The 24,221-nt window shown below is 59.9% G+C and carries 25 protein-coding genes; 14 read left to right on the plus strand and 11 right to left on the minus strand.

The features are described 5' to 3' along the window. Positions 1 to 38: 38 nt before the first annotated feature. The 3 genes from EGT36_RS02360 (at position 39) to EGT36_RS02370 (ending at position 2,066) form a co-directional block, all read left to right on the plus strand. Entirely contained in the window at positions 39 to 350 is a 312-nt protein-coding gene (locus EGT36_RS02360) for a hypothetical protein (RefSeq protein ID WP_004442924.1), read from the plus strand. Between the two features lie 152 nt (positions 351 to 502). Continuing rightward, positions 503 to 1,405, plus strand: a complete 903-nt coding sequence (locus EGT36_RS02365; protein ID WP_037089805.1) for a DMT family transporter — start codon at positions 503 to 505, stop codon at positions 1,403 to 1,405. A gap of 445 nt (positions 1,406 to 1,850) precedes the next feature. Next, a complete protein-coding gene (locus tag EGT36_RS02370; RefSeq protein WP_003494703.1) occupies positions 1,851 to 2,066 on the plus strand; it encodes a cold-shock protein in 216 nt (71 codons plus the stop codon). Positions 2,067 to 2,152: 86 nt separating this feature from the next. Here EGT36_RS02370 and EGT36_RS02375 read toward each other — a convergent pair whose 3' ends face one another. Continuing rightward, positions 2,153 to 2,797 (minus strand): MBL fold metallo-hydrolase, encoded by a 645-nt coding sequence (locus EGT36_RS02375; protein ID WP_037089803.1) that lies wholly within the window; start codon positions 2,795 to 2,797, stop codon positions 2,153 to 2,155. 229 nt (positions 2,798 to 3,026) lie between these two features. Between EGT36_RS02375 and EGT36_RS02380 the strand changes: the two genes are divergently transcribed. The 4 genes from EGT36_RS02380 (at position 3,027) to EGT36_RS02400 (ending at position 6,496) form a co-directional block, all read left to right on the plus strand. Beyond that, positions 3,027 to 3,626: a DUF1236 domain-containing protein gene (locus EGT36_RS02380; protein WP_125270022.1), complete on the plus strand. Its 600-nt coding sequence runs from the start codon at positions 3,027 to 3,029 to the stop codon at positions 3,624 to 3,626. 236 nt (positions 3,627 to 3,862) lie between these two features. Continuing rightward, positions 3,863 to 4,369: a MarR family winged helix-turn-helix transcriptional regulator gene (locus tag EGT36_RS02390; RefSeq protein ID WP_004442928.1), complete on the plus strand. Its 507-nt coding sequence runs from the start codon at positions 3,863 to 3,865 to the stop codon at positions 4,367 to 4,369. Positions 4,370 to 4,371: 2 nt separating this feature from the next. Continuing rightward, on the plus strand, positions 4,372 to 5,085 hold the full coding sequence (locus tag EGT36_RS02395; protein ID WP_006699625.1) for a response regulator: 714 nt from the start codon (positions 4,372 to 4,374) through the stop codon (positions 5,083 to 5,085). A 31-nt stretch (positions 5,086 to 5,116) separates the two neighbouring features. After that, entirely contained in the window at positions 5,117 to 6,496 is a 1,380-nt protein-coding gene (locus tag EGT36_RS02400) for an ATP-binding protein (RefSeq protein WP_022556672.1), read from the plus strand. Positions 6,497 to 6,510: 14 nt separating this feature from the next. Here EGT36_RS02400 and EGT36_RS02405 read toward each other — a convergent pair whose 3' ends face one another. From EGT36_RS02405 to EGT36_RS02420, 4 genes are all read right to left on the minus strand, one after another. Then, positions 6,511 to 6,852: a tRNA-binding protein gene (locus tag EGT36_RS02405; protein WP_004442931.1), complete on the minus strand. Its 342-nt coding sequence runs from the start codon at positions 6,850 to 6,852 to the stop codon at positions 6,511 to 6,513. A gap of 11 nt (positions 6,853 to 6,863) precedes the next feature. Continuing rightward, positions 6,864 to 7,682 (minus strand): pyrroline-5-carboxylate reductase, encoded by an 819-nt coding sequence (gene proC / locus EGT36_RS02410; RefSeq protein WP_004442932.1) that lies wholly within the window; start codon positions 7,680 to 7,682, stop codon positions 6,864 to 6,866. Between the two features lies 1 nt (position 7,683). After that, positions 7,684 to 8,184 carry a type III secretion system chaperone family protein gene (locus EGT36_RS02415; protein WP_004442934.1) on the minus strand — a complete coding sequence of 167 codons (501 nt, stop codon included), beginning with the start codon at positions 8,182 to 8,184 and terminating at the stop codon, positions 7,684 to 7,686. Between the two features lie 423 nt (positions 8,185 to 8,607). Beyond that, positions 8,608 to 8,871, minus strand: a complete 264-nt coding sequence (locus EGT36_RS02420) for an accessory factor UbiK family protein (protein WP_004442935.1) — start codon at positions 8,869 to 8,871, stop codon at positions 8,608 to 8,610. A gap of 308 nt (positions 8,872 to 9,179) precedes the next feature. Between EGT36_RS02420 and lgt the strand changes: the two genes are divergently transcribed. The 6 genes from lgt to EGT36_RS02450 all read left to right on the plus strand — a co-directional run bounded on the left by lgt (position 9,180) and on the right by EGT36_RS02450 (position 15,185). After that, a complete protein-coding gene (lgt, locus tag EGT36_RS02425) occupies positions 9,180 to 9,992 on the plus strand; it encodes a prolipoprotein diacylglyceryl transferase (RefSeq protein WP_037089798.1) in 813 nt (270 codons plus the stop codon). A gap of 16 nt (positions 9,993 to 10,008) precedes the next feature. Then, a complete protein-coding gene (locus tag EGT36_RS02430) occupies positions 10,009 to 11,109 on the plus strand; it encodes a class I SAM-dependent methyltransferase (RefSeq protein ID WP_035209268.1) in 1,101 nt (366 codons plus the stop codon). Positions 11,110 to 11,260: 151 nt separating this feature from the next. Continuing rightward, positions 11,261 to 12,055: a peptidoglycan editing factor PgeF gene (gene pgeF, locus EGT36_RS02435; RefSeq protein ID WP_037089797.1), complete on the plus strand. Its 795-nt coding sequence runs from the start codon at positions 11,261 to 11,263 to the stop codon at positions 12,053 to 12,055. A 1-nt stretch (position 12,056) separates the two neighbouring features. Next, a complete protein-coding gene (locus EGT36_RS02440) occupies positions 12,057 to 13,208 on the plus strand; it encodes a M24 family metallopeptidase (protein ID WP_035209265.1) in 1,152 nt (383 codons plus the stop codon). A gap of 89 nt (positions 13,209 to 13,297) precedes the next feature. Next, a complete protein-coding gene (locus tag EGT36_RS02445; protein WP_037089795.1) occupies positions 13,298 to 14,032 on the plus strand; it encodes a hypothetical protein in 735 nt (244 codons plus the stop codon). Between the two features lie 220 nt (positions 14,033 to 14,252). Continuing rightward, positions 14,253 to 15,185: a ribose-phosphate pyrophosphokinase gene (locus EGT36_RS02450; protein ID WP_003522877.1), complete on the plus strand. Its 933-nt coding sequence runs from the start codon at positions 14,253 to 14,255 to the stop codon at positions 15,183 to 15,185. Between the two features lie 229 nt (positions 15,186 to 15,414). On the opposite strand, the gene EGT36_RS02455 is transcribed toward EGT36_RS02450, so the two are convergent. Genes EGT36_RS02455 through EGT36_RS02470 form a run of 4 tightly spaced genes read right to left on the minus strand, consistent with a single transcriptional unit; the run spans position 15,415 to position 18,883 of the window. Continuing rightward, complete coding sequence (locus tag EGT36_RS02455) at positions 15,415 to 16,263, minus strand: phosphatase PAP2 family protein (protein WP_037089792.1); 849 nt, start codon at positions 16,261 to 16,263, stop codon at positions 15,415 to 15,417. After that, positions 16,253 to 17,761, minus strand: a complete 1,509-nt coding sequence (locus tag EGT36_RS02460; RefSeq protein WP_037089789.1) for an ArnT family glycosyltransferase — start codon at positions 17,759 to 17,761, stop codon at positions 16,253 to 16,255. Before EGT36_RS02460 ends, EGT36_RS02455 begins: the two co-directional genes overlap by 11 nt. Beyond that, complete coding sequence (locus tag EGT36_RS02465; protein WP_035209260.1) at positions 17,736 to 18,023, minus strand: lipid-A-disaccharide synthase N-terminal domain-containing protein; 288 nt, start codon at positions 18,021 to 18,023, stop codon at positions 17,736 to 17,738. Before EGT36_RS02465 ends, EGT36_RS02460 begins: the two co-directional genes overlap by 26 nt. 20 nt (positions 18,024 to 18,043) lie before the next feature. Continuing rightward, complete coding sequence (locus EGT36_RS02470) at positions 18,044 to 18,883, minus strand: glycosyltransferase family 2 protein (RefSeq protein ID WP_037089786.1); 840 nt, start codon at positions 18,881 to 18,883, stop codon at positions 18,044 to 18,046. 188 nt (positions 18,884 to 19,071) lie between these two features. Between EGT36_RS02470 and EGT36_RS02475 the strand changes: the two genes are divergently transcribed. Beyond that, entirely contained in the window at positions 19,072 to 21,336 is a 2,265-nt protein-coding gene (locus EGT36_RS02475) for a methyl-accepting chemotaxis protein (protein WP_037089784.1), read from the plus strand. Between the two features lie 142 nt (positions 21,337 to 21,478). Here EGT36_RS02475 and adh read toward each other — a convergent pair whose 3' ends face one another. Together adh and EGT36_RS02485 are read right to left on the minus strand one after the other, a co-directional pair. Beyond that, positions 21,479 to 22,996 carry an aldehyde dehydrogenase gene (adh, locus tag EGT36_RS02480; protein ID WP_004442948.1) on the minus strand — a complete coding sequence of 506 codons (1,518 nt, stop codon included), beginning with the start codon at positions 22,994 to 22,996 and terminating at the stop codon, positions 21,479 to 21,481. A 173-nt stretch (positions 22,997 to 23,169) separates the two neighbouring features. Next, positions 23,170 to 24,129 carry a helix-turn-helix domain-containing protein gene (locus EGT36_RS02485; RefSeq protein WP_006699467.1) on the minus strand — a complete coding sequence of 320 codons (960 nt, stop codon included), beginning with the start codon at positions 24,127 to 24,129 and terminating at the stop codon, positions 23,170 to 23,172. Positions 24,130 to 24,221 lie beyond the last annotated feature (92 nt).

Here is a 24,221-nt window from a genome sequence, read left to right on the forward strand (position 1 = left end):
CTTTTGTCCTTTAAGAACAGGGACAAGAGGCGACAGCCATGTTTACCAACGACCGCACTTCCGTTGAAAGGTTAAGGGCACAGAGAACGCTGTTTTCCCTCTGGATGGCGGTCGCGGCTTTTCTTGTCATCATCACCATGGCAGCCGGCATCGCGACATCGGCCAATGCTGCTGCGCAAGCGGTGGACACCCTGCATACCTCCGCCATACCGCAGGTGGCTGCGACGACGAAGGCAGGTCCGCATATTCTGCTCATCGTCCTCTCGGCCGCGGCGTTCGTCGGCCTCGGCCTTGGCGGCCTGATGCTTACCCGGCGCAGCCTGAAGGACGAGGCCCGCCGTTATAGATAACGGCCCTCCCCTCGACTTGCGGCATCGGCATGTTGCTGCTAAAGCACCCGGGAAACAGTCGTCCGACACAGCTGGATGACACCTCACAAAATCCCCTGTTTGCCCGGCCGTGACGTCAATGATCTCCCGGCCCCGCATTGCTGGTGCCAATAATGACGCGAATTCAGGCCAATATGCTGCTTCTGCTCGCCGCAGCAATCTGGGGAGGCGGCTTTGTCGCACAATCCTCAGCCATGGCCTCGATTGGCCCTTTCTGGTTCGTCGGTTTGCGTTTCGCCATCGCCGCCATCGCCGTGCTGCCCTTCGCGCTCATGGAAACCCGGTCCCTGAAATCACCGCCCCGCCCGCGTCAGATCGGCAGCTTCATTCTCGTCGGTCTTGCGCTGTTCGGCGGCGCCACCACCCAGCAGGTCGGGCTGCTGACCACGACGGTCACCAATTCCAGCTTCCTGACCGGGCTCTATGTCATTTTCGTGCCCGTGATTGCCGTTCTGCTTTACCGCCGTCACCCCCACTGGGTCGTCTGGCCCTGCGCGCTGATGATGCTCGGCGGTATATTCCTCCTTTCCGGCGGCGCCTTCGAGACGCTGACGAAAGGGGATATTCTCAGCATCATCTGCGCTTTCTTCTGGGCGATCCAGATTACGCTAGCAGGGCGCTTCGTCTCCGAAAGCGGCCGGCCGCTTGCGCTCTCCTGCACACAATTCGCGGTTTGCTCCCTTCTTAGTTGCATGATCGGCGTTGTATCCGAACCGATCAGCATGGGCGCCATCGAGGCGTCGATGGTGGAAATTCTCTATGTCGGCCTCGTTTCTTCCGGCCTCGCCTTTGTGCTTCAGGTGATTGCCCAGCGCTACACAACAGCGCCGCAGGCCGCGATTTTCCTGTCGTCGGAGGCGCTCTTCGGCGCCCTGCTGGCCTCGATTTTCCTCAAGGAAACCATTTCCAGTGCCGGCTATGTCGGCTGCCTGATCATTTTCATCGCCATCCTGATCGTGGAATTGGTACCGGAACTGACGCGCAAACGGCAAAAAACCGCGACAGAAGCGGCGTGATGCGAAAAGAACTGTTTTTTCTGTTTTCTCGGGAAATTGCGGTCACGCGTCCAAATTTTTGCCGGGAAAGCTCAGACCAACCGGCAATTATTTCATCAACTATCACTTATGCGAAAAAAATGTGCGGTTCCCACGCGCAACTCTACCGCAGGTTTTTTATCTGACAAAAAGCCCGTAAAAACTTTTGCTTGCCAATTTTCGATAAACGCAGCAATCTACTGCGGTTCGGGCAATTTGCGAGCATGGGAAGGCCTATAAATTTGCGCACTGGGGACGCTATAAACCTCGGGCGGTGGGACGAAAAACGTTGGATGAGAACGCCATTACTTCCCGCTGCGAAGGTCCATTTTCTCAATAGTCAAAAACTGCCTGCCAACGCCCACGCGGGGCAAAACTGTAATGCTGCCTGTAGCTGAACGCGGGCAGAGCGAAAAGGACCTGATGCATGGCCGAAACTGGCACCGTAAAATTCTTCAATACAGACAAAGGCTTCGGCTTCATCAAGCCAGACAATGGTGGCGCTGATATCTTTGTTCACATCTCTGCCGTACAGGCTTCCGGCCTGTCCGGACTTTCAGAAAATCAGAAAGTGAGCTTCGACACGGAACCGGATCGTCGCGGCAAAGGGCCGAAGGCAGTCAATCTGCAGATTGCTGGCTGACCCTAAAACGGCTTTCTTTTCTAGTTGAAGCCCGGCAGGAATGCCGGGTTTTTTTGTGCGCGCCGCAGGCCGCAGTCGGCCGGCGCTCACAGTCCCTTGAGATAGGGGTTGGTCAGCCGCTCCTCACCCAGCCGTCCGCCCGGGCCGTGGCCGCAGATGAAACCGACATCGTCGCCAAGCGGCAGCAGCTTATCGCGAATGGACGCCATCAGCTGCTCGTGGTTTCCACCCGGCAGATCCGTGCGCCCCACCGACCCGGCAAACAGCACGTCGCCGACATGGGCGAAGTTCTGGTCGCGGTTGTAATAGATTACGTGCCCGGGCGCGTGCCCCGGGCAATGATAGACCTCGAAGACGTGACCGCCAAAGGAGACCTTGTCACCCTCCTTCAGCCATGAATCCGGCACGACGTTCTTCAGACCGCTGATGCCGTATTTCTGCGCCTGCACCTCAATTCTCTCCAGCAGGGGCCGGTCATCTTCATGCGGCCCGATCACCGGCAGGGAGAGTTTTTCGCGCAACTCATCCGCACCACCGGCATGGTCGAGATGGCCGTGCGTCAACCATATTTCCTTGAGCGTGATGCCGTTTTCAGCAACTACCTGAAGAATGACGTCCACATCCCCGCCAGGATCGACGACGACGCCTTCCTTGGTGTCCTGATCAAACAGGACGGTACAATTCTGCTCAAATGGCGTGACCGGAATAATCCCGGCCTGCAACTTTCCCATATCCCGTGTCTCCTGTCTGAAAGATCCGCCATCCTATAGCCCGCTACCGGTTACGGCACAATGGCGACAGGTCGCCTTGTTCTCAGCGGCGAGTTCACGAAGAAAATCCCTATTCCATACAGTCAGATAACACGAAGAGGCGGCTTGATGAGACATCATCTTCCCGAAAAATGTGGAACGCCCTGGGGATTGCGACGTTGTAGCACCAGTCTTGAAAGGAGTGAGACACATGGACAAGACGCTTAAAATGCTGATCGCTGGTGGCGCCTTCGCCTTGATGGCGGGCTATGCAAATGCCGCCATGGTCGCAACAACCGCCTCGGATATTTCTGTCCGGTCGGGCCCCGGTGACGACTATCCGGAAGTCGGCCTCGCCACGCGTGGCAGCAACGCCGTGCTGGACGGCTGCATGGAAGGCAGCAGCTGGTGTCGCATCGAGGTGAACGGTCTGCGAGGCTGGGCCCATGCCGACTACCTGAACGTGATGTATGAAGGTTCGCCCGTCATTCTCAAGGAACGCCGCACGGAACTCAGCGTGCCGGTCGTGACCTACGAAAAAACTTCGAGTGTTCAGGCTGAACCGAACCCCGGCGATCCGAATCTGGGCCGCGTCGGCGAAGTCGATCCGCCTCAGTCGGTCATCACCTATATTGACGAGCACCCTGCCGATACCATCACCTATGACGGTGATATTGCCCTTGGCAGCGTCCTGCCGGCCGATACCCGTCTGGTTGAAGTTCCAGATTATCAGTATCGGTATGTGCGGGTGAACGATGTACCTGTACTCGTAGAACCCTCGACACGTCGTATCGTCTACGTCTACCAGTAAGACGGCCATGACCACAGTAATGCTGAGAGCGCGGAGTTTCCGCGCTCTTTTGTATTTGCGGTAAAGGTCGCTCAGGATTCCAGTTGCACCGGCACCCTCGCCATATTATCCACCGCAACAGAAAATGATCGCGGCATTCTCCCGAGCGGACGCATTTTCGGCTATGTTTACAGAATATTGGCGCATCGACGCCTGCAACATATGATCAGACAGCCGCAGAATATGAAGGAACCGCAGTGCCACCGCAATCGCTCAAAACCGCCGCCGCCAGACAGACACCGGCACTGCCGAAGGTTGACGACGGCAAGATTGACTTCGACACGATCGAAGCACTGTTTTTCGCCTATCGCGATTTCGTCTCCGATCCCGACGTCATCCTGTCGAAACTTGATTATGGACGCGCGCATCACCGGGTGGTCTATTTTGTCAGCCGGCAGCCGGGCATGACCGTGGCGGATCTGCTCGATACGCTGCAGATCACCAAACAGAGCCTCGCCCGAGTGTTGAAGCAATTGATCGACGACGGTTACATCCGCCAGATGGCAGGTCCTGAAGACCGCCGCCAGCGCCGGCTCTATCCGACGCTGACAGGCCGCGAACTGGCGTTGGCGCTCAGCGAACCACAATCACGCCGCATCGACCGCGCGCTGGAAGGCCTCGGTCCCGATGCGCGCGCCTGCGTGCGCAAATTTCTGGCGCAGATGCGCAGTCCGGCGACGATGACCAGCGTGGAGGATGAGTGACGATGGCGCAAGCTCCGGCAAAACGTCCACCAGCGGACGACGATGCGGCTCATCTCCTGATCGTCGACGATGACGCTCGCATCCGCGATCTCCTGCAGCGTTTTCTTGGCGACAAGGGATATCGCATCTCCGTTGCGGCCGATGCAGCAGAAGCCCGCCGCAAGATGGTGGGCATCCGTTTCGATCTGCTGATCCTCGACGTGATGATGCCCGGAGAGAACGGGCTTTCGCTGACCCGCTCGCTGAACGAAGATAAATCCGTGCCGGTCATTCTTCTGACCGCCCGCTCGGAAGCGGATTCACGTATTGCCGGGCTGGAAGCGGGAGCGGACGATTATCTCGCCAAGCCTTTTGATCCGCGCGAACTGGTCCTGCGCATCAACAATATTCTGCGGCGCAACACCTCCCCGGACACGCCGAAGATCGAACAGATCATGTTCGGCCCCTACAGCTTCTCCATTCCCAGAAGGGAACTGCGGCGCGGTCCGGAAACGATCCGCCTGACAGATCGTGAACAGGAGATCATGCTGCTTTTTGCGCTACGCGCCGGCGATACCATTCCACGGCACGAGCTGGTGGAAGCGGAGTCGGAAGTGGGCGAAAGAACGATCGACGTGCAGATCAACCGTCTTCGCCGCAAGATCGAAGACGACCCTGCCAACCCGGTCTATCTGCAAACGGTGCGTGGCATCGGTTACCGCCTCAGCGTGGACTGACGAGCACCCAACGAAGGGCGAACGCACGACCATGGCGAGCCTCGATTTTCTCGACACGTTTAAAAAAAGCGCCGTCGCAAAGACCTGGCGCTCCATCGGCAGATGGCTGCGACACTGGCTGCCCACCGGGCTTTACACCCGTTCGCTCCTCATCATCATCCTGCCGATGATCCTGCTACAGGCCGTGGTCGCGGCCGTCTTCATGGAGCGCCACTGGCAGCTGGTGACCGAACGCCTTTCGGCAGCGGTGACCCGGGATATCGCCGCGATCATCGAACTTCTACAGACAGACCCCGAAGAGGATGACTATCAGCGGGTCATCCGTATCGCCCGCGACAAGCTGGGTCTCAGCGTCTATATCGAGCCCAAGACGGATCTGCCGGCGCCACGGCCGGAGCCGCTGTTCTCGATTCTCGATACCATCCTCGCAAACCAGCTCAGCCAACAGATCGGCAGGCCCTTCTGGATCGATACCTATGGCAACGGCTCACTGGTGGAAATCCGTGTCCAGCTGGATGACAAGACGCTCCGCGTCTTCACCAGCAGAAGCGCGGCCTATGCCTCCAACACCCACATCTTCCTTGTCTGGATGGTTGGCGCATCGCTGGTGCTCATTGCCATTTCGATCCTCTTCCTGCGCGGCCAGATCAAGCCGATAGAAGCGCTTGCCAAGGCGGCGGAGAATTTCGGCAAGGGCCAGAAGGTCAGCGCCTATTCTCCCCGCGGCGCGGATGAAGTACGCCGGGCGGGCCTTGCCTTCATCCTGATGCGGGAGCGCATTGAACGGCAGATGGAGCAGCGCACCGCCATGCTGAACGGTGTCAGCCACGACCTGCGCACCATCCTCACCCGCTTCAAGCTGCAGCTGGCGCTCGCCGGCGACAATCCGGATCTCGAGGGGCTCGACAAGGATGTGGAAGACATGCAGTCGATGCTGGAAGCCTATCTGACCTTTGCCCGTACCGATGTGGAAGAGGATGTCGGCACGCTGGAGCTTCCCGCACTTCTCGAAAAAATCGGCCATGATTTCGAACTGCACGGCAAGAAATTCAGCTACGAACTCTATAATATCGAGAGGATCATCGCGCGGCCGAACGCACTTTCACGGCTCGTCGCCAATCTGGCCGAAAATGCCCGGCGTTATGCCAGCAACCTCCACGTCGATATCCGCAAGGCGCCACGCTCCATTATCATGACCTTTGACGATGACGGTCCGGGCATTCCGGAGAATTCACGCGAGGATGTATTCAAGCCGTTTTTCCGACTGGACGAGGCGCGCAACCTCAATGCCTCGGGCACCGGCCTTGGCCTTTCCATCGTCCGCGACATCGCCCGCAGCCATGGCGGCGACGTGTCGCTGGATAAAAGCCCGATGGGCGGATTGAGGGTTATCGTCAAAATCCCGGCTTGACGGCAGGCCGCCAATCAGCACATTTTCTCGCCATTAGGCACCGGCCTTTCAACCGCAGCCAGTACGATATCTCCATTGGCGTCGGCAAAGCCAAGCGTCAGGACCTCGGAGCGGAACGGCCCGATCTGGCGCGGCGGAAAATTCACCACGCCCAGAACCTGCCGGCCGATAAGGCTTTCCGGCGTATAGTGCACAGTGATCTGCGCCGAGGACTTCTTGATGCCGATCTCCGGCCCGAAATCGATCTTCACCTTGATTGCCGGTTTGCGCGCCTCGGGAAAAGGCTCGGCTTCCACGATCGTACCGACGCGGATATCCACCTTCTCGAAATCGGCATAGGAAATTTCGCCGCTCATCGCCCGCCTCCTCAGCCCGCCAGTTCTTCTGCGCGGGTCTTGGCAGCGGCGACCGCCCTGTCGAACAGGGGCTGCATGCCGTCTTCGGCCATCAGCACGGAAAGTGCGGCAGCCGTGGTGCCGCCCGGCGAAGTCACATTCTGGCGCAGGCGCGCCGCCTCGTCGGAGGACTGGTGCAGAAGCTCGCCGGCGCCAGCCACGGTTTCACGCGCCAGACGCATGGCCACATCCGCCGGCAGACCGGCCTTACGGCCCGCTTCAGCCATGCATTCCACGAGATAAAAGACATAGGCTGGCCCGCTGCCCGAAACCGCGGTCACGGCATCGATATCGCTCTCGGCATCCACCCATTCGACCGGACCGCTGACCTTCAGCAATCCGTCCACCACGGCTTTAAGCTCGGGTGTCACAAGTTCATTTGCATATGCACCGGTAACACCACGGCCCACCATCGCTGGCGTATTGGGCATGGCGCGCACCGCGGCAATCGCACCGAAATGCGAAACGAAGGTGGCAATGGTGGTGCCCGCCGCGATGGAGACGACGACCGTTTCCGGGCCCAGCAGGGGCTTCAGCGAAGGCAGCACTGCTTCCATCATCTGCGGTTTCACCGCCACGAAAAGAATGCCAGCCTTGACGCCTTCAGGCGCGCTTTCGCTATGGGCCGCACCCGCTTCCGTAATCGTTGTGCGCATGGCGTCGGAGGGCCGCGGGTCAACGACAATGACCTGCGATCCCGGCACGCCCTTTTTCAGCCAGCCAGAAAGCATGGCGCCGCCCATATTGCCGGCGCCCACGAGGACGAGCGGCCCGGAAGCCTTGTACACCATGTTACGCTTCTCCAACGGTCTCGAACATGACCGCTTCGATTGCACTTTTCGCATCCAGACCCGACCAGACGACGAACTGGAATGCCTGATAATATTGCTCGCAGGCCTCCAGCGCGCTGGAGAGCAGCACTTCTACTTGCTGGTTGTTCGGCTCGGCACCGCCTGACAGAAGCAGCGACTGGCGGAAGATCACGACATCTTCCTGCCGCCACAGATCGAAATGCCCCATCAGCACCTGACCGTTGACCTGCGACAGCAGGCAAATGACTTCGTTGACACGGTGATCGGGCACCTTGATGTCAAAGGCGCAGGCAAGATGCAGCGCTTCGAAATCTTCCATCCACGCAAATGAAACGTGATAATCGGCCCAGTGGCCCGCCACAGTCATGGCGATCTCGTCCTCGCCCGAACGCTCGAACGACCAGTCATTCGAGGCAGCGACAATTTCGATCATATCGACTGGATTGGACTGACGCTCAATTTCAAATTCTATCAGACTCATGCGGCACCTTCTCAGCCGGTCGGAATGTCGTGTTTTGAACGCCGGGCACAAAACGCACATACAAACCGGGATAAACATTTGAGACGATTGCCCGACACCACCAGAATAACGCATTCACCCTGTCTGGAGCTTACCGGTCTTTTCGAATCATCATTTAAAATCAGTGTATAATGGCCGAGTCCCGCTGCCACCCCTCGCTCGCCATTTTTGCTTTTTGAGCAGTGGATATCTTCTCCCCCATCACCTCAGGCGAGAGTCTTAAGCGACTCTGCCGATTGTGTTTTTTGGAAGTGTCCACAGGCCCAAAAAATTCGCGTCTGAGCACGACTTTCGGCAACCGGAGATCAAGCCGGCCAGAGAGAGCCGAAAAAAAAGCCCCGGAATCGCCTGCGATCCGGGGCTTCTGAGAAAAGTGATGAAGAATCAGTCCTTCGTGGCCGAAAGCTTTGCTTCGAGAGCCTCGATCCGGGCGCGCAGGGCGTCATTTTCATCCCGCGCCTGGATAGCCATCTCCCGCACGACGTCGAATTCCTCGCGCCGGACGACATCCAGGCTGTTCAGCCAGCGATCGGCCTGTGCGTGGAACGCAGCCTCGGCTTCCTTGCGCACGCCCTGGGCCGCGCCGGCCGCATCCGTCATCAGCTTGGCGAATTCATCGAGAAAACGATTGGTGCCTGTCGTGCTCATGGCGCTCATCCTTCGTCGGTTCAGGGGCATCGTCTTGCCCGCTGTTGATAGCATTCAGGTAGGCACTCCACCGTCGCCTTGCAAGCGAAATCGAAAAATCCCAAGAGCTTGCGTCACCTTTGGTATGTTGAGCCATAGCTTAAAGAATCACCTTGACCGCCGCCACCGCAATCGCCATTTTCCTTGGCGTCAAAGAACCGGTGAGCATCATCGCCCGGTCCTTTGAGACAATGGATGATCCGTTGTCCGCCCAGCAACGATGACGGAATATATACGGATTGATAGCCGCTCCCACTTCACTCGCCATCATGCCCTTCCCGAATATCGACCCGATAGCGCTGTCCATCGGTCCTCTGGCGATCCACTGGTACGGCATTGCCTACGTCGCTGGCATCATGCTCGGCTGGCTTTACGCCCGCCGCCTCGCCCGCACGGATCGGCTGTGGGCTAACGATGTGTCGCCAATCTCGGCGCAGCACCTCGATGATTTCATTCTCTGGGCAGCCGGCGGCATCGTGCTCGGTGGGCGCATCGGCTACATCCTGTTTTACGATATGGCAGCCGTGGCCGCCAATCCCATCAGAGCCATCGAAATATGGAATGGCGGCATGTCGTTCCATGGCGGCCTGATCGGCACGACGATCGCCATGATTCTTTTCGCCCGCAAGAACGGCATTCCTGTCTGGAGCATGTTCGATATCGTCGCGGCCGTAGCGCCCATCGGGCTGCTGTTCGGCCGCATCGCCAATTTCATCAATGGCGAGTTGTGGGGCCGCATTTCCGATGTGCCATGGGCCGTCGTCTTTCCCACAGGCGGCCCTTTCGCGCGCCATCCGAGCCAGCTTTATGAGGCTGGCCTCGAAGGCCTCGTGTTGGCCATCGTTCTGGCCATCGCCATTTACGCCTTCAAGGCACTGAAGCGGCCCGGCACCGTCACTGGCATCTTCGTCTGCGGTTATGCGCTGTCACGCATCTTCGTGGAATTCTTTCGCGAACCGGACGCGCAGATCGGTTATCTCGCCGGCAACTGGCTGACCATGGGCATGGTTCTGTCCACTCCAATGTTCCTTCTGGGCCTCTGGGCCGTCCTGCGCGCGCGCCGCGCGGCAAAAGTCGCCTAAAGCGGTATGGCCAGCCATGACCACACCGCTCGCGCAACGCATCAAATCACTTATCCGGCTCAACGGTCCGCTTAGCGTCACCGACTTCTTTTCACTTTGCCTCGCCGATCCGGAACATGGCTATTACAAGAGCCGCGAGCCCTTCGGCCGTTCGGGTGATTTCATCACCGCTCCGGAGGTGAGCCAGCTTTTCGGCGAAATGCTTGGTGTTTTCGTGGTTCATGCCTGGCAGAGGCACGGTGCACCCGCTGAAACCCGGCTGGTGGAAATCGGCCCCGGCCGCGGCACCATGATGACGGACATGCTGCGCGTCATCCGCCGCATCGCGCCGCCGCTCTATGAGACGATGCGGGTGCATCTGGTGGAGACAAGCCCGCGCCTTTCCGCCATCCAGAAGGAGGCGCTGGCCGAACATGCGGGTCGACTGGCATGGCATGACAGTTTCGACGATGTGCCTGAAGGTTTCCTGCTGCTTGTCGCCAACGAACTTTTCGACGCCATTCCGATACGGCAATTCGTCAGGACGCCGCAGGGTTTCCGCGAACGCGTGGTCAGCCTCGACGCCAATGGCGACCTCGTCTTCTCCACGGGTCTTGCCAGCATAGACCCGGCGCTGCTTCCGCCGCAGCCCGAACGGCAGCCGCTTGGCACGATATTCGAGATTTCGCCCGCCCGGGAAGCTGTGATGACCGCAATCTGCCAGCGCCTGTCTGCCCATGGCGGCACCGCGCTCGCCATTGATTACGGCCATCTGGTTGCCGGCTATGGCGACACGCTGCAGGCCATGCGCAACCATGCCTTCGATCCGCCGCTCGCCCATCCAGGCGAAGCCGATCTGACCAGCCATGTCGATTTCGAAAGTCTTGTAAAAACGGCCGAGGCGACCGGCGTTCACGTCAACGGCACGCTGCGGCAGGGCGATTTCCTCTACGGCCTCGGCCTCAAGGAACGGGCCGGGGCGCTCGCCGCCAAGGCAACCGCGGACCAGACCCTCGCCATCGCCGAAGCCGTCAACCGCCTCGCCGGCGAAGGCGCCGGCAAGATGGGGGAACTTTTCAAAGTCATCGCCGTTTCCAGTCCCGCGCTCCATCTTCTGCCGTTTCGTGCAGTGGATTGACAGCGTAATAACCTCTGGGCCAACATCGTCGCGACACACGAAGCAGGCACACTGCATCACACACGCCGCGCAACGCCGCGGCAACAGGAAACATCTCGCTTGACCCTGCTCCACTGGGCTACAGCGAAATTCTCCAAGGAACTCCCGCACCATGCAGAACGTAACGCTGCCGCTCCCCATCCAGAGTCCCCTCCTCGCCGCCTTCGATAAAAATCGCATCCGCCATGGCTTTTTCACCCGGCAGGGCGGCGTTTCCGATGGCCTTTATCAAGGCCTCAATGTCGGGCTCGGATCTGATGACGAGCCGGAACGGGTGCAGGAAAACCGCCGCCGCGTAACCCAATGGTTCGGCCTTGCCCCAGACCGCCTCGCCACGGTCCATCAGGTCCACTCTCCCGGGGTCGTCGTGGTTGACGGAACCTATGACGGCAGCCGTCCGCAGGCAGATGCGATGGTGACAGCGACACCGGGTTTCGTCCTCGGCGTGTTGAGCGCCGATTGCGGCCCCATCCTGTTCGCCGATGCGGAAGCGGGCGTCGTGGGTGCCGCCCATGCCGGCTGGAAGGGTGCTTTGTTCGGCGTGCTGGAAAACACGATCGAGGCGATGACGAAGCTCGGGGCCAGCCGCGATCGTATTGCTGCCTCGCTCGGCCCCTCCATCAGCCAGGACAATTATGAGGTCGGGCCGGAATATGTCGCGCGTTTCACCGATATCGAACCCGCTTACGCGGATTATTTCTCCAGGGCGGAGAAAGAGGGCCACGCCTTGTTCGATCTCAAGCAGTTCACCATCGACCGCCTGACCAAATCCGGTGTGAAGGCGGAAAATCTTGGTCTCTGCACCTACCCGGACGAAGAACGCTTCTATTCCTACCGCCGCACCACCCACCGCGCCGAACCCGATTACGGCCGGCAGATTTCCGCAATCGCAATTCTGGAGGACTAAGATGGCCCTGCATTTCGAGCTTTCGGAATTCGATGCCCGCCGCGAGCGGCTGCTCGCGAAAATGGCCGAGGAGAAGCTGGATGCGCTGCTGCTTTTCGCCCAGGAAAGCATGTACTGGCTGACCGGCTACGATACTTTCGGCTACTGCTTCTTCCAGACGCTGGTGGTGAAATCGGACGGCTCCATGACGCTGCTGACACGCTCGGCCGATTTGCGTCAGGCCCGCAATACTTCGATCATCGAGAACGTCCTCCTCTGGGTCGATCGACCCAATGCCGACCCGACGCTCGATCTCAAAAACCTGCTGAGCGATCTCGACCTTCTGGGCGCAAAGATCGGCGTGGAATATGACACCCACGGCATGACCGGCCGTGTCGCCCGCCTGCTGGATAACCAGCTTGCGAGCTTCGGCCAGATGGTCGATGCGTCGTATCTCGTCAGCACCCTCAGGCTCGTCAAAAGTCCCGCCGAAATCGCTTATGCCCGCAAGGCTGGCCAGCTGGCCGATGAGGCTCTCGATGCAGCATTGCCGCTCATCAAGCCCGGCGCGGACGAGGCCGCCATTCTTGCGGCAATGCAGGGTGCCGTGCTCGCGGGCGGCGGCGACTACCCCGCCAATGAATTCATCATCGGCTCAGGCGCGGATGCGCTTCTCTGCCGCTACAAGGCAGGCCGTCGTGTCCTCGACAGCAAGGATCAGTTGACACTGGAATGGGCCGGCGTCAGCGCCCATTACCATGCCGCCATGATGCGCACGGTGGTGATCGGCGAACAGGATTTCCGCCAGAAGGAGCTTTACAGCGCCTGCCTGCAAAACCTCACCGCCATCGAGGAGGTGCTGCGGCCGGGCAAGACCTTTGGCGATGTCTTCGATGTGCATGCCCGCGTCATGGACGAGCGCGGCCTCACCCGCCACCGGCTGAACTCCTGCGGTTATTCGCTGGGCGCGCGCTTCTCCCCGTCCTGGATGGAGCATCAGATGTTCCACTCCGGCAATCCGCAGGAGATCACCGCTGACATGACGCTCTTCGTGCATATGATCGTGATGGATTCCGATTCCGGCACGGCCATGACGCTCGGCCAGACATATCTGACCACGGACGGCGCGCCGGAGCCACTGTCGCGTCACAGCCTCGATCTTCTCACAGCTTAAATCGCCCCCGGGTTTGACACAGCGGGAAAACCGCCCTTACATTGCGCCACCTTGGGCAAGAAGGAGCGGAACATGAGAGGGAAAATCGCATGAGCCGGTTGGGGGTTGCCCTCATTGTTCCGGCTTTGGCACTGATCCTGTCCGGCTGCAACACCACGGAAGCGCTGACGCCACAGGTGGATGTTGGCCACAACGCATCACAGTCGACGCCGGTAACACAGGGTGATCTCGACCAGATGGCGGCAGCCGCCGACCGCGCACCCGCAGGCGGGCCTGCAATCGTATCGTCAGTCCCTGCCTATGCACCCCAGAACTCTCTGCAGGCACAGGCACAGGCGCTGTCCAATGGCAGCCAGTACGGGGAACCGCTCCGTCAGAACCAGGCCGCGGCCGCGGCCCCCGCCGTCACGCAACAACCGCCATCACAGCAGACGGCTTCCCTTGCACCTGCCACCGCCGCGAATTCCATCCGCTTCCTGCCCATCATCGGCGCACCGGTACAGGCGGTGACACCGCTATCCCGCCAACTGGGGGCCGAAGCGCGGGCCAAGGGGCTGACAATCCGCGCATCCAACGACAATTCCGCCGAAAATATTCTGAAGGGATATTTTTCCGCCTTTGCCGATGGCGGCAAGGTCAATGTCGTATACGTGTGGGACATTCTCGACGCCAATGGCGTGCGGCTGCACCGCCTGCAGGGGCAGGAGGCAGTGACCGCGCGAGGCAGTGATCCATGGGCCGCCGTGACCGACAAAGTCATGCAGGACATCGCTGCAAAAACACTCAACGACTACACGTCATGGAAGCAGTCTCAAAGCGGATGAGGTGAAACGACGGGAGAAGTCACAGAGATTTCACGAAAATCATTGTGAAAGCGCGGAGTCCTCTTGCAATCGGAAGCAACAGCGCTATTAAGGCGCGCATGGCAACAAGGCGTATCCGGCAAAGGCTTTTCAGCCGGATGTTCCTCCCCTTGAACGACGCTTGGTTACGGCGGATTGAGCCCCGTGGCGCAAGGCGATGGCATGGAAACAGGCGGCCGCAATGAAGGTTTTCGCAGGCAATTCGAACCGGCACCTTGCCGAAGCGATCTGCAAGTATCTTAATGTTCCTCTCGGAAATGCCACTGTAAAGCGGTTTGCTGACCAGGAAATATTCGTAGAAATCAGCGAGAACGTGCGCGGCGAGGACGTCTTTATCGTCCAGTCCACCTCCTTCCCGGCAAATGATCATCTGATGGAACTGCTCATCATGATCGATGCCATGCGCCGCTCCTCGGCCAAACGAATTACCGCGGTGCTTCCCTATTTCGGTTACGCCCGCCAGGACCGCAAAGCCGGCCCCCGCACTCCGATTTCCGCCAAGCTCGTTGCCAATCTCATTACCGAAGCCGGCGCCGACCGCGTTCTCACCCTCGATCTTCATGCCGGACAGATCCAGGGCTTTTTCGATATCCCCACCGACAATCTCTTTGCAGCACCGATTCTCGCCCGCGACGTGAAGGATCACTACGACACCAACAATGTCATGGTCGTTTCGCCTGACGTCGGCGGCGTGGTTCGCGCCCGTGCGCTGGCCAAGCGCCTCGACTGTCTTCTGGCCATCGTCGACAAGCGCCGTGACCGTCCCGGCGAATCCGAAGTCATGAACGTCATCGGCGATGTCTCCGGCAAGGACTGCATCCTCATCGACGACATCGTCGATTCCGGCGGCACGCTCTGCAACGCCGCTGAAGCCCTGCTGAAAAAGGGCGCGACCAGCGTTACTGCCTATATCACCCATGGCGTACTGTCCGGCGGCGCGGTGGCCCGCGTGGCCTCTTCCAAGCTGCGCGAACTCGTCATCACCGACAGCATCCAGCCGACCACCGGTGTCCAGTCCGCGCATAATATCCGGGTGGTGAGCACGGCCGGCCTGCTCGGCGAAGCAATCAACCGGACCGCGCAGGAACAGTCGGTTTCCGGCCTGTTCGACTGAATAAATTCAGCAATCACGCTGAGGGTTGCCTACGTCTGCCGGTTTTTCCGGCATGCGCTTGAGCCAAAGTGGGCGCATATTCACTCAACGTGATCCTCGGCCTTGTGCCGAGGAGCTAACCACGTCGATAAGATCAAGGCGCGCGGGCAATAGGGACAACCCCTAGGATGAGTCGGAACCGTCTTGCCGCTCGCTCCCACCCCAACGATGCTGCACCTCGAACTCCCAACTAAGACGACGCCGCACCCGTATCGGGGGGCCGTTGGAGGCGGGTGGCTGCAGCCCTGATTTTCGGCCACCAGCCCCGAACGCGGGTAAGTATGGCGTGGCGGCCATTGCGCCAAAGGCTGATCGTATCGGCCGAGATGGCAGCACCGCTGAAGAGGTGACGGTGGTGGCTTATCGCCAGCACCCGGTACAGAAACAGTGTCGTCAGGGCCGAAAACAGGATGGACATCACCACATCGCTGAGGAAATGCCCGCCGGCCGCGATGCGAAGACCGGACATGAGAATGATTGCCCCGGCGGCAAGGGCACCAACTACCCATCGCCCATAGGGCCGCAGGCGCGGCCAGACAAGCACACAGAGGGGCAGGAAAAAACTCGCGATCAGCGCGGTTTCACCCGAAGAAAACGAACAGTTCGAATAGCATTGCGTGCTGAACTGAAAAGGTGGCGTGAAAAGCTGATGCCCGCCAAATTCGGTAACGCTGAACGGACGCGCGCGACCGATCATGGCCTTCAGCACGCCGTTGACCAGCAGCCCGGCACAGAGGATCACAGGGCCACAAAGGAACGCCCAGACTCGCCAGCCGGTTCGCTGCGAAGTGCCGAGCCGGAGATTGCCGACGAGGACCAGGAAAGTCAGAAGCGCGGCGAGCTCGACACCTTCCCGCAACGTGTCGCGCAGCCATTCGGGAAACGGCTCCCGGCCAGGCCATGGCTGGCCCACCGGCGAGAAAAACAAGGCGGAAAAGCGCAGATCTATAGAGGGGAAGGTCGCAAACAGGATCACCAGCGCAAGCGCTGCGAACGTAACCCAGATGGTGATCCGCATATGCGAGAGATCATTGTCCATTGGCGCTCTCCGGGATGCACTGTGGTGGCAGGCGCCACAGCCCGATTTCCCTGCCCTCGACAAAGCCCGGGCCGGCGGTCCAGTGCGCCACCGGCGCCTCGCCTGCAAGACACGCCGGCAAGCCATCGGCACTTGCCAGAAACAGCGGATTTTTCGCTTCGCCCGGCTTCAATGGATAAAGAAGGGCATAATGGCTGGACGGCACGCCGGTTTCCGGAAGCGCACGCGTCAACATCTGTTTCTCGTCCCGCAACTGGTAAAAGAGCTCGGCCAATATCGAACGATCATTGGCGACAATAGCGTCCGCACCTGCTTCACGCGCCCGCGACAGGCCGGTCGATACCAGCTCGGAGCTTCCAAGATAACGTGCCATCGCCAGTTTACCATTCGGCAGGCGCAGGCCCGTTCCCACTATCGTCATCAGCGGCAGCGCGATTGCGACGATGCCGCCGAGGACCAGTGTGGATACGATGAGCCAACGCCGCGATGCCAGGATCGGCACCGCCAGCAGTACGCCTGCCGCATAAGCTCCCACCGCCCAATTGGCGAGTGCCCGCGACATGAGGCCCTGTGCCGTGATCAAAAGCACGATCGGTACAGAAAGAGCGACGAGCGCCCGTGCTTCACCGGTTTTTGCGCGGATTGTCGCAACAATCATGCCGACGAAGACGTATGGCCCAACCACACCTGCCTGGGAAAAGAAGAATTCAAGCGCGGAGCCGATCTTGAGTTGGACACCGTGCCAGTTGGCATTGTCGGCGGTGTGGCGTGCCGTCATGAAATCATGGGCCGCATTCCACCACAGATTGGGCGCGATGACGGCAACGCAGACGAGCGCAGCAATAACCGCGTCACGCAGCCGGATCCGCCATGCTTCGCAAAGCCAGCTGGCGGCGATGAAGCACGGCAGAAAATAGATCATCGCATATTTCGACATCAGCCCGAGGCCGAAACAGAGACCCAGAGCGATGCTCCAACCCAACGCCGCCCTGCCCTCGCTGCGGGCGAGCGCAAGCTTGCGCACGGATATCATCGACAGCACGATGAACAGCATCATCGGCGTATCGGTCGAGATCAGCAGGCTGCCGAGCGTCACGGCTGGCAAGGTCAGATAGATCACTGCCGCGAGCGAGGCCAGCCTGACATCATAGATCATGCGGCCGAGCACAAAAATGGCCGCCGCCGCAACGCCATGCACGACGGGTGCGGCGAGCCGCACCTGAAACGTGCCCTCCCCGCCGCCCAGAATGGTGGCCGCGCGAATAAGCCAGCCGATGAACGGTGGCTTGGAATAGGCGCCGAGCGCCATTTCGCGACCCCACAGCCAGTATTGCGCCTCATCGACAAAAAGGTCGGTGCGGTTGAAGGCGAGCCCAAGGACGCGCAGGGCAGTTACGAGGACAATCGCCGAAAACGCGAATGTCAGCCATTGGCGCTCAGCGCCTGCCCGCGCATAAGGCAGGGTCGTCGCCTCATGCATGCTGGCGGCGTTCTGCATGGATCAACCAGAGATTTCGAGCATAGATAAAGAGGCCGGATGCCTGCCCGAGAACAAAGACCGGATCGCGCCGCCACAGTGCATAGGAGAGCAGCACCACACCGCCAAGAATCGAAAAATACCAGAAAGCCACCGGCATGACCGACCGGTTGGCCCGTTCCGATGAAATCCATTGAACCAGAAAACGCATGGTGAACAGCATCTGGCCCATGAAACCGGTCAAGACCCATACGAACTCTTCCCAGCTGTTCACATGCAGCATGGACCATAAAGCCGGTACGTTCACGGCAATGTCTCCGTTATGAAAGTTTCAGCCCAGCTTGACCGCTTGCGCCGGCGCAAAAGCCATGCGACGCCGATCAGATCGTGGATGCCCACCAGCGCCCGGCCGATATTGGTATAATGGGAATTTCCATGCAGCCGTGCCCGGTGCGTGACGTCGACATGGGCGACCTGCCAGCCGTCACGATTGAACAGCGCCGGGAAGTAGCGGTGGTGATGGTCGAAATAGGGCAAAGCGAGGTAGGCGTCGCGGCGAAAGGCCTTGAGGCCGCAGCCCGTATCGCGCGTGCCATCCTTCAAAATTCGCGCCCGAAGCCCGTTGGCAAAGCGGGAGGAAAGGCGTTTTCCCAGCGTGTCGCGCCGGCCGACGCGCTGGCCGGCCACCAGCCCAAGCCGGCGCGGTGCATTGGTGGACAGAAGCGGTGCAAGAAGTGCCGGCAGATTGTCCGGCGGATTCTGGCCGTCGCCGTCCAGCATACATACGATGGGCGCGCGCGCCGCCTGCACTCCGCTGTGGATCGCAGCCGATTGACCGCCCTGGCGGTCGTGCCGCACCAGCCGCAACATGTTGTAACGGGCAGCGAGCGCCAGAACCGCTTCCGCCGTGCGGTCAGAAGAAGCGTCATCCACCACAACGATCTCGAAGCGGCCGACCGGCGCACAGGCGCTCACGATCTCTGCCACCAGCGTTTCAACGCTCGCTTCTTCATTGTGCATGGGCACCACAACGGCAAAATCCGGGGCAGATCGCAAATTGGCTCCGTCACATCCGTCTGCGCGGGTTCCGCAAACATCATCGATTGTGGCGAGAGAAGGAGCGTGAAAAGCTTGCATGAACATGAACAGCCGTTGATCTTCGCTGGATATGCGCCCGTTCTGTTGCAGTTTTATTACGTGGTGCCTTCGGCGCGGCTCTTCGATTTTTTCACGCCATGCGGGAAATTATCCTACAATTCCCTGTCCTTTAACGCGACCGTAAACAATTTTTGCAACGGTACGGCCACGTTTTTTGGGGGGAGGAAAACAGGATGCCGGGTGGAAATCCGACTGCTGTCAAAGCTAAATCATTGTCAATCAAAGCCAAATTTGCCGCGCTCGTTACCGGTGCGACACTGGTTTCCTGCCTGTCGGTGGGGCTGCTGTCCTACGAGATGGGTAAATCGGGGCTGATCGACGCCAGCAAGATCAGGCTCGAAACGGTTGCAGGCAACCAGTCCAAGCAGCTTGATGCCTATACGTTGCGCGTCGAACAGAGCATTTCCGAACTGTCGCAGAACGCCGCGGTGGCCCAGGCGCTGGAAACGATGACCACCGTTGTCCCAACGGAAAAGGACGCCATCATCCAGGCTTTCCGCCGAGAGGGCGTCTCCGAAGAGGAGCGCGCCTCCTTCAACGGCGAAGGGTTGCGGCTGCTCTACGCCATTCGTCATGCGACCATCAACGCCGCCATTGCCAGTGTCTGGCGTAATACCCGCGTCAGCGATATCTACGTGATCGACAAGAACGGCCTGATTATCTATTCCGTGACCAAGGGAAAGAACTTCCTGACCAATGTAACGGAACCGCAGAACGCCGCGATCAAGGAGCTGTTCGACCGCATCGAAGCCGGCAAGGACGGCGTCGTCAGCACCACGGGCTTCAGCGATGGCGAGAATAATTCGGCCATGATCGGCATGCCGCTCGCTGTTTCCAACTGGGGTCAGCTCCAGCGCAAGGGTGCCGTTATCATGCGCATCGCCGCCGATCGCATCGGCGCGGTGGTGACGCCCGAGGAAACCGGCAAGACCATCGATGACGCCGTTCTCCTGAGCGCCGACGGGAAACTCAGGGCTGGTGTCCTCTCGGGCGGTGCGGATGCTACCGTTTCCGAAAGTCTCGCTGCCCTTTCCAACGTAAACGACGCCGGAACGGTCATGGCGCAGACACCTGCGGGCAATATCTTCTATGCCTATCGTCCGGTCGCCGTCTTCGGACAGAAACATCTTCTTGCCATCGGCCAGCAGGAAAGCAAGGTTCTCGCCGCTGCCAACGATCTCGCCTTCTGGGCAGCGGTCGCAACGCTGGCCGTACTTGCAATAATGACGCTGATCGGGATTTTCGTTTCCGCGAGCCTGACCAAGCCGTTGACCGGACTAGCCGGTCTTATGGAGCGCCTGAACGGCGGTGAAAACAACATCGAGATCAAGGCAGTTTCCCGTGGCGACGAGATCGGCACCATGGCGCGCGCGCTGGAATCCTTCCGCCAGGGCATTCTGGACAAACAGCGGATGGAAGCCGAAGCCCACCGCAAGGGTGAAGAACTGGACGAGGAACGCGCCCAGCGCGAGATGGAGAAGGCAAGAAGCGCCAGGGAACTGGAAGAAGCCGTGGACGCGCTCGCCACCGGTCTTGCCAATCTGGCCGCCGGCAGGCTCGATCTTCGCATCGAAAAATCCTTCGTTCCGTCACTCGATCATCTGCGCATCGACTTCAACAACTCCATGGCAGGGCTGGAAGCGACGATCTCCAATATCGGCGGAAGCGCCAATGCCATCCGCTCCGGTTCCGGCGAGCTGAAAAGCGCCTCGGAAGACCTGTCGCGGCGCACAGAACGTCAGGCAGCAGCCCTTGAGGAGGCGGCAGCGGCGCTCGGAGACATGACGCAGGCTGTCAATCTGTCGCTGTCGCGCTGCAATGTCGCCGTCGCCGCCACGGCGGATACGATGCAGGATGCCCATAGATCCACGGCTGTCGTCAAAGAAGCGATCGTTGCCATGGAACGCATCGAGACCTCTTCGGCCAAAATCCGCCAGATCATCGATGTCATCGACCAGATTGCCTTCCAGACCAATCTTCTGGCGCTGAATGCCGGTGTTGAAGCAGCGCGCGCCGGCGAGGCCGGCAAGGGCTTTGCAGTCGTGGCGCAGGAAGTTCGCGAACTAGCCCAGAAATCGGCCGCCGCCGCCCGCGACATCACGCAGCTCATCGCCACCTCTGCGGGTGATGTGGAAAGCGGTGTGGCACTGGTGCTGAAGACCGGTGAAAGCCTGGAACAGATCCAGAAACGCATCCAGTCGGTCAACGACCAGATCGGCGAAATCGCCACCGCGTCGCGCGAACAATCCGGCCGTCTCAGCGAGATCAATGCCTCCGTCAATGAACTCGACCACGTGACGCAGCAGAACGCCGCCATGGTGGAGGAGACAACGGCCGCCGCCTTCTCGCTCGCCAACGAGGCGGATGGCCTGACCGAACAGGTGGGGCAATTCTCCGTGGGCGATCCTCGCCGGCGAGACCAGCGTTACGCGGCATGATGCGCAACAAAAAGGGCCGGAGGCAAAACCTCCGGCCTTTTATTTTGCCTGAAAGCCCGATCCGGGCTCCCAGGGGCAGGCGCCCCTGGGAACACGCCGGCGACCTGGCACCACAGCCCCTCGCCGGCTTCCGGGGAGGACCTCAGAAGAAACCAACCTTGTTCGGGCTGTAGGACACGAGCAGGTTCTTGGTCTGCTGGTAGTGGTCGAGCATCATCTTGTGGGTCTCGCGACCGATACCAGACTGCTTGTAGCCGCCGAAGGCCGCACCCGCCGGATAGACGTGATAGCAGTTCGTCCAAACACGGCCCGCTTCGATGCCTCGCCCGGCGCGGTAGGCGATGTTCGTGTCACGGCTCCAGACGCCAGCGCCCAGCCCGTAAACCGTGTCATTGGCGATTTCGAGCGCCTCTTCCACCGTCTTGAAGGTCGTGACGGAGACAACAGGACCAAAGATTTCCTCCTGGAAAATCCGCATCTTGTTGTTGCCCTCAAAGACGGTCGGCTGAATGTAATAACCGTCCTTCAGATCACCCGTCAGCGTCTTGCGGTCGCCGCCGGTCAGAACCTTGGCACCTTCCTTCTTGCCAATCTCCAGATAGCTCATGATCTTGTCGAACTGTTCCTGCGAGGCCTGTGCGCCCAGCATCGTCGACGGATTGAGCGGATCGTCCTGGCTGATGGCCTGAACGCGCTTGATCGCTTTTTCCATGAAACGGTCATAGATCGATTCATGCACCAGAGCACGCGAGGGGCAGGTGCAGACCTCACCCTGGTTCAGCGCGAAGAAGGCAAAACCTTCCAGCGCCTTGTCGAGGAAGGCATCGTCCTCGTTCATCACGTCGGCAAAGAAGATGTTCGGCGACTTGCCGCCCAGTTCCAAGGTGATGTTGGTGACGTTGTCTGCGGCATAACGCATGATTTCCTTGCCGACCGAGGTGGAACCGGTAAAGGCGATCTTGGCGATGCGGTTGCTCTGCGCCAGCGGCTTGCCGGCTTCAAGGCCAGTACCATTGACGATGTTGAGGACGCCAGGCGGCAGAAGGTCTTCAATCAGCTCCATCACGATGAGAATGGAGGCGGGCGTCTGCTCGGCCGGCTTCAGCACCACGCAATTGCCTGCTGCAAGCGCCGGTGCGAGTTTCCACGCAGCCATCAGGATCGGGAAGTTCCATGGAATGATCTGGCCGACGACACCGAGCGGTTCATGGAAGTGATAGGCGACGGTATCGTTATCGATCTCGCCGATCGTGCCTTCCTGAGCGCGGATGCAGCCTGCGAAATAGCGGAAATGGTCGATGGCGAGCGGGATATCCGCATTGGTGGTTTCACGCAGCGGCTTGCCGTTATCCCAGGTTTCAGCCCGGGCGATGAGATCTAGATTGTCTTCAATGCGCTGGGCGATCTTGAGCAGGATGTTGGAGCGCTCGGTTATGCTCGTCTTGCCCCATTTGTCGCGGGCCTTGTGGGCCGCGTCGAGCGCGAACTCGATGTCGGCTGCATCCGAACGCGGCACTTCGCAGATCTTGTGGCCGGTCACCGGCGAGAGATTGTCCATGTAGCGGCCGGATTTCGGCTCCACCCACTTGCCGCCAATGTAATTGCCGTATTTCAGCTTGAAGGGCGCTTCGCCCGCTTTCTGCTGAACCTGAATATTCATGATTTCATCCTCCCTGATGAAAACGATCCTGAGCGGACCGCATGAAAGGAAGGTGGGCCCAGATGGCGCGGTTCGGTAGAGGGGCGACGCGGTTCCGCAGCGCACATTGTCTCACATCTGCGACAAAGCCGCGTTGATCCGGCGTGATCGGCCGGATCGCAACCACAAGGACGTCAATGAACGTCGAATTTCTTCATCTTGCGATGAAGCGTGGCCCGGCTGATGCCGAGCAAGGACGCGGCCTGCGTGACATTGCCGTTGGTGCGCGACAACACGCGCCGCAGCGCCGAACGCTCCGCTTCCGCGAGGTCGGAACCGCTGTCATGGCGCTGTTCCTGCAGGATATCCGCGGCCGGGAGACCCTGCGCGATGCGGGCATCGTCCAGCTTCAGCGCAAGACGAGCGGCGCGGGTCGCGCCGAGCACGAGATCGTCCTGATCCACGGCGAGCAGCGAAAGCGCCGCCCCGAACCCACTTGGCACGACGACGATGCGTGCCCCCGGAAAGGCACGGCGGAACAGATTGCCCTCAATGCGCTGCGCCGCGTCCTTCACCGCCTGGGTGACAAAAGAAAAGGTCATCTCGTTGATGTCATCGCGGCAGGTGGAAATATCGAGCGCACCCGTCACCCGGCCGGTATGATCGCGAATGGGAGCCGTGGTGCAGCACAGTTCCGTATTCGACGTGAAGAAATGTTGGTCACGATAGACAACCACCGAACGCTCGTCGACGAGCGCGGTGCCTATGCCGTTTGTGCCAACGCTCTCTTCGCTCCAGACGGCGCCGGACCAGAGGCCGAGCGCCCGGAAATCGCGATCATCGCCGGACGCGCCTCGCCGCTCCAGCGCAACGCCCTGAGCATCGGTCAGGAGCAGGCAGCAGCCGGATCTCCCGACACTGTGGAAAATTCGGTCAAGTTCGTCGGTGCTTTCAGCAATCAGGCCAGCGGCACTTTCACGGGCGCGCCGAAACTCCGTCTCGCTGAGAAAGATCGGCTTGCGATTTTCTTCCGGTGCAAGACGGTGCTTGACCATGCAGCGACGCCACGAGGCGACAATCGGCGAACTTGCGGCTGCGGAACGGTGGCGTGCGGTTTCATACACGCGTTCCGCATGGGCGATGTCTGTCGGCATGCGCTCCTCCCAAAGCTTTTGGGCGATGGTGCGCTGGAAGCGTCGATGTTTCAACAAAAAACTTCGCGACCGGCATCGGAGGCGCAGCTGAC

The sequence above is a fragment of the Agrobacterium sp. FDAARGOS_525 genome (assembly GCF_003938925.1).
Classification (GTDB): Bacteria; Pseudomonadota; Alphaproteobacteria; order Rhizobiales; family Rhizobiaceae; genus Agrobacterium; species Agrobacterium pusense.